Raw genomic sequence first — 5,665 nt, 5'->3', positions numbered from 1 at the left:
AATGCTTTTGAAAGATCGCTGAACATAAGTTTAGATTCCGTCGCTTAACCCAATGGAAGAAAATCATAAGCAAAACCCTGCTATAACAAAACAGAACTCTACTTCTGAAAATAGATCTATTTCTTAAGGGGGAAACGTGCCTTTTTCAAGGCGAGAAAGAATTTTGTCGCGACGTAACACCTACTTTGGCCAACATCATAATTCCATAAATGGGCGCAAATGCCGCAACCTTTCTCTTAATTGTGATCAGATAGGGTTATTGTCTTCCCCTTCTATTCACTTTAAACATAGGGATGATTATTAATCTTCTTCCCGTGAGCAAAATCTAATGCCAAAAAGTTTTATCGCACGTTCAATTTTTATTCTCTGTATTGCCTTGATTGTTGCAGCTGCGGCTTTTATCGGCATGAGAGTTTTCGATCAAAAATCAACCTCTAATCAATCTGGCTCCCTAATTGGTGGACCTTTCAACTTGGTCGACCACACAGGTAAGGCTGTTACAGAAAAAGATTTCCTGGGTAAATATATGCTTATTTACTTCGGGTATACCTATTGCCCTGATGTTTGTCCTACGTCTTTAACTCTACTATCCGGTGCAATGGATATCGTGGAAGAAAAAGACCCCGAACTCGCCAAGCAGATAACACCCGTTTTCATAACTGTTGATCCGGAACGAGACACAGTGTCTGCAATTCACGATTATGTAGAAAACTTTTACCCCACCATGGTTGGGCTGACAGGAACAACTGAACAGGTAGCCGCAGCGGCTAAAGCCTATCGTGTTTTTTACCAAAAGGCTGAAACGGAAGAATCAAGTGAATACTTAATGGATCACTCATCCATTACCTACCTGATCGGTCCAGATGGTCTTTATGCGAAGCACTATGGCCACGGTACTGAATCAGACAAAATGGCGGCTTCTTTGATTGAAATCCTATCCAAGTAACGATAAGAAATTTGCGGCTTCTGATTTAAACCAAACAGAAGCCGCAGACTAAAAATGCCCCCAAGAGAACGACGATATCTAGGTGCTAATAGGCGCATTGAGTAACTGCTAATGCCGAATTCAATCTTCGAGCTTGCGGCTATTAAAGCTGGCAGATAATCTACGCCAATGATCCAGAAAAATAGTTATCTTGATATTCAGGGACAAAAAATTGAGGTCATTATCCAGCCTCATCCGACCTCTAAAAAATTGTCCCTCCGACTGGTTACCGGCAAGACAGCTGTTAAAGTTGTTTGCCCCCCCAATTACCCTGTTGCAGATATTCTGGATTTTGTTGAGCGGCAAAAGGGATGGATTTCAGACCGCTTAGACAGACAAACTGGCCCGATACCCATTAAAGAGGGAATTGATATACCCATCCTCGGGCTTCCCCATAAAATTGTTAGAATTGCACCCGACACACAAACTCAACGTCAAAAGGGCGCAGCTTGGCTGGAAGCAAACCAGCTTTACATCAAATCACATTCAGAACATTTGCCGCGCAGGGTCCGGGATTTTTTGAAAAAACAAATACGTTTTGAAATTGACTTAAGAGCACAGGAAAAAGCAGCACGAATTAACAAAAAAATTGCCACGATTCGTATTAAGGACACGACAAGTCGATGGGGAAGCTGTTCAACAAAAGGCAATCTGAACTTTTCCTGGCGTCTGATATTCTCGCCAGAAGAAGTTCTGGATTACGTTGTCGCCCACGAAGTAGCCCATTTAGAACATATGAACCACAGTTCGGAATTCTGGACGCTTGTCGATCAATTGACCGATACCCGAAGAAGCTCTCAACAGTGGCTTAAAATCAATGGTAATCAGCTTCTTTCTTATAGCTAGGCATATAAACCAAGGTATCTATTTTTCAGAGTAAACCTCGACCTCATAAATACGAAAATTCCCCCCTTGATTACCAAATACAAGGCCATCAAAATCACCTTTCAAGGTCGTATCGTTAGTCTCAATAATAAGTTTATCATCAAGCAAAACATCCATTTCACCCCGTCCATTACGACGTAGTTCTACATTATGGATATCACCACTTAACGATTGGTCTAAATTAGCCGTTCCCAGGACAACCTGCCCATCCTGAGACGTTCGTGTCAGCTTAATTTCACTTTCCTTCGTATCTGTAATATAGGCTAGGGAATAACCGTTGATTCGAGAAGATCCCTGATAAACACCAAAGTTCGCACGCCCATTATCCAACAAGCCATTCATGTTCACTCTCACAGAGAAACTGTTCGTGATATTTGTCGCGCTATAAATCTCGGCATAGCCTTTATATTGCGTACGTTTTTGAGACTGATCCTTGTTTTGAAGGAATATATCCGAGAAAATACCAACAATTTCCTGAGCACTATTTTTATCGTTTTCTGTTGCTTTGATTTCCGCAACGGGGACAGAGCTGTATAGATACTCTCTGTTGACCACATTAAAATCACCTGATTCAACAAACCAACGTGGATTAAGCAAGAAATCACCATCACGGAATGAATCAAATAAAACCCGGGTCGACCAAGGACGATCATAATCAGCCAGTATCGCCGAAATTCGTTGTTTATACTGATCACCGGAAAGGGTGGATTTCTGTCCCTCGTTATTGAGGTCTCTCAACTGTTTGACCAAAACCTCAGAGCGCGAGTCAATTACTGTTTCTAATTCTGTATCCGCAAAGTTCCGAGTTCTTAAATCTTCCAAAATTTCTCGGCTGACCAAACCATCAACGATCAACCCAAAATCAGACTGATAGGATCTGATCGCTCTCAACGTTCGTTGGCCTGGTAGCCCATCGATTGGTCCGGGGTCATACCCGGCATCGCGTAACCTTCGCTGTAACTCTCTCTTTTCGTCACGTGTAAGATCTATTTGCGGACTTGTGACCGGGGGATTGGGATCAGACCACGTAATTGACGGCTTATTTTTAGCTTCGCCAATATCAATTTCTTCGGATTGGATCTCTTCTTCAACATTTTTTGATTCATCGGCCCCTGGCTGCCAATTTGCAGCTTCTTCTTGTGCCTGTGAGATTTGTTGCGCAGACATAAAAGGGGTCAGCTTGTCCCGTGCTCTACGGGCCTCTCTATCCCCCTGTGACGCGGCAATGTTAAACCACTTATGGGCCTGAACATAATCTTGGGTTGTTCCATAGCCTTTGGAATAAACATATCCCAACATAAATTGAGCATCGCGATTTCCAGACGTTGCAGCTTTGGAAAAATCACGAAATGCAACAGCATAATCCTGGCGATCAAAAGCCACCATGGCATCATCAAATGTGGCCGATACAGCAACCGTGCTCATAGCCAAATTCAATCCCCAAATTCCTGCCAGAATTAACTGCTGAAGCTTTCTCATATCCGCTCTTTCCCGACGACATAGTGATCTGTTGTCCTACTTAGAGTATAAGCATCGGAATTTGACCAAAATATGCTGCAACTTATGATTGCTCATCAAGGAAAGTTAAAAACAAGACCCGTTTAAAAGATTACTTAAATTTCCCAGTACCATTATTGGACGGCAGGTAATCTAAATCATTCTTATCGCGGGGTTTATTATCCTTCTTGTCAGCAGAACCACCACCGGACTTCAATCGTCCAAAAAGACTTTCCAAAAACCCGGATGCTTCCTCTACGGTATCTTCCAGCAGTGTCGGGGATTCTTTTGGCAACTCTGCTACCGGTTTATTTTGTTCGATTTCACGAACAAGGCTCCCCCAAACTTTGGCAGGAAGCGTGCCACCAGTGACAGATTTCATCGGGCTGCCATTATCGTTCCCAAACCACACACCGGCTACTGTATAGGGAGTGTACCCCACAAAAAGAGCATCTCTTGAATCCTGGGTTGTTCCCGTCTTCCCTGCCGCTGCACGTCCTGTTTGCGCCGCTTTACCGGTTCCCCAGGCAACCGTTGCACTCATCATGTCATTCATCATGGCAACATCACGTGTTTTCACAACGCGGCCGAGGCCACTTCCTGTGCGCTGATAGAGCTTGTTACCGTTACGGTCCTGAATTTCTTTAATACCATACGCAGAAACCGCATTCCCCCCATTAGAGAAAACAGAATAAGCGGCGGTTAGCTCTAATAACGTCACCTCAGACGCGCCCAACGCAATTGAAGGGGATGTATCCAGATCGGTTTCAATACCAAGCCTATGCGCCACTCCTGCCACTTGCTTGCGACCGACTTTTTCCGACACCTGTACAGCAACTGAATTCATAGATCGGGCAAAAGCATCCCGTAGAGTAACGTCACCATAATACTTGCCCTTATAATTTCCAGGTTTCCATTTACCCACCTTGATAGGCTTATCAACAAACCGACTATCAGGTCGCAAGCCGCTTTCGATGCCCGCAAGAAAAACAAATGGCTTAAAAGCAGATCCAGGTTGACGCAAAGCCTGCGTCACACGATTGAATTGACTGGCCCGATAGTCACGCCCCCCAACCATTGCCGTTACAGATCCGTAGTTTGACATCACAACAACAGCCGCTTGCTCAACATTATGCTTTTTACGGTTGTCTTTCAGTATCTTAAGAAGATTTTTCTCTGCCAAACGTTGATGTCGGGTATTCAAGGTCGTGTGAACCACAATATCACCCCGATAACCACCGATATATTCATCAACCTGCCGTAAGACCCAATCTGTGAAATATTTACCCTGTCCATTTGTATCCCGCTTTAAGGATGGACGGTTTTTCTTCGCCTTTGCCGCTTCTTCACTCGTGATAAATCTGGCATCAACCATTGCCTGTAGAACAAGATTGGTTCTGTTTTCTGCCTTAGAGGCACTGCTGGTCGGGTTATAACGTGACGGTGCTTTTAATAACCCTGCGATAAGAGCTGATTCATACAACCCCACCTTTCGGGCAGACAAGCCAAAATAAATACGGGATGCAGCATCAACACCATAGGTTCCAGCGCCAAAATAAACCCTGTTCATATACAGGGTAAGGATTTGTTTTTTGGTAAACTTTTGCTCTAACCAAATCGCAAGAAGAGCTTCCTGAACTTTTCGTTTTAAACTGCGTTCTGAGCTTAAAAAGAGATTCTTCGCCAACTGTTGAGTAATTGTTGACCCACCGTGTGCCATACGACCAGCACGAATATTGACGAGCATTGCCCGGGCAATTCCTAATAGATCAATACCAAAATGATCATAAAAGCGACGATCTTCAATTGCGATAATCGCCTGTGACAAATAAGGCGACATCTCATCAACGTCGAGAACGTCACCATAGACATCGCCATAACTGGCAAGGCGAATACCATCGTCAGACATCAAAGTAACAGAGGGCCGTCTGGATACCTGATCCAATCCGCCCACGTCGGGCAAATCCCATGCGTAGTATGCAACAAGACCACCCAGGAGTATGGTGCCCCAAATAGCCAAAACCGAACACCATAAAACCATTGTTTTAAGAAACCCACGCTTAACCGTTCGTTTCTTGCTGGTCCCTTTGGTTCTTCTTTTCGCCTGTCCAGTCTTACGCGGTTTTGTTGATCGTTTACTCGCGCTCGTGACTCTTTTTCTCGAATCAGCCTTCAGCCCCTTCGATCCCTTAGAACCAGATCCCTTTTTTGATGTCTTTTTTGTCGTCGCCATAATTTCACTGATAAACTATTCGTATTTGGCAAGCTAGTGGCAGGCCGGTGTCAAGAAGATGACCT

General features: G+C 44.1%; 4 protein-coding genes. 2 read left to right on the top strand and 2 right to left on the bottom strand.

What is annotated here, in order from left to right; translation table 11 throughout:
- The first annotated feature begins 328 nt into the window (after positions 1 to 328).
- Positions 329 to 946 (top strand): SCO family protein, encoded by a 618-nt coding sequence (locus tag Q0241_RS00530; protein WP_299371435.1) that lies wholly within the window; start codon positions 329 to 331, stop codon positions 944 to 946.
- A 168-nt stretch (positions 947 to 1,114) separates the two neighbouring features.
- Positions 1,115 to 1,831, top strand: coding sequence for a SprT family zinc-dependent metalloprotease (locus Q0241_RS00525; RefSeq protein ID WP_299371432.1), 717 nt, complete (start codon positions 1,115 to 1,117; stop codon positions 1,829 to 1,831).
- 18 nt (positions 1,832 to 1,849) lie between these two features.
- Here Q0241_RS00525 and Q0241_RS00520 read toward each other — a convergent pair whose 3' ends face one another.
- Complete coding sequence (locus Q0241_RS00520) at positions 1,850 to 3,349, bottom strand: SEL1-like repeat protein (RefSeq protein ID WP_299371429.1); 1,500 nt, start codon at positions 3,347 to 3,349, stop codon at positions 1,850 to 1,852.
- A 130-nt stretch (positions 3,350 to 3,479) separates the two neighbouring features.
- Positions 3,480 to 5,600, bottom strand: coding sequence for a transglycosylase domain-containing protein (locus Q0241_RS00515; protein WP_299371426.1), 2,121 nt, complete (start codon positions 5,598 to 5,600; stop codon positions 3,480 to 3,482).
- Positions 5,601 to 5,665 lie beyond the last annotated feature (65 nt).

The sequence above is a fragment of the uncultured Kiloniella sp. genome (assembly GCF_937128705.1).
Taxonomy (GTDB): Bacteria; Pseudomonadota; Alphaproteobacteria; order Kiloniellales; family Kiloniellaceae; genus Kiloniella.
Note: the sequence above shows the minus strand (reverse complement) of the source record. Positions and strands in the feature narration are given on the sequence as shown.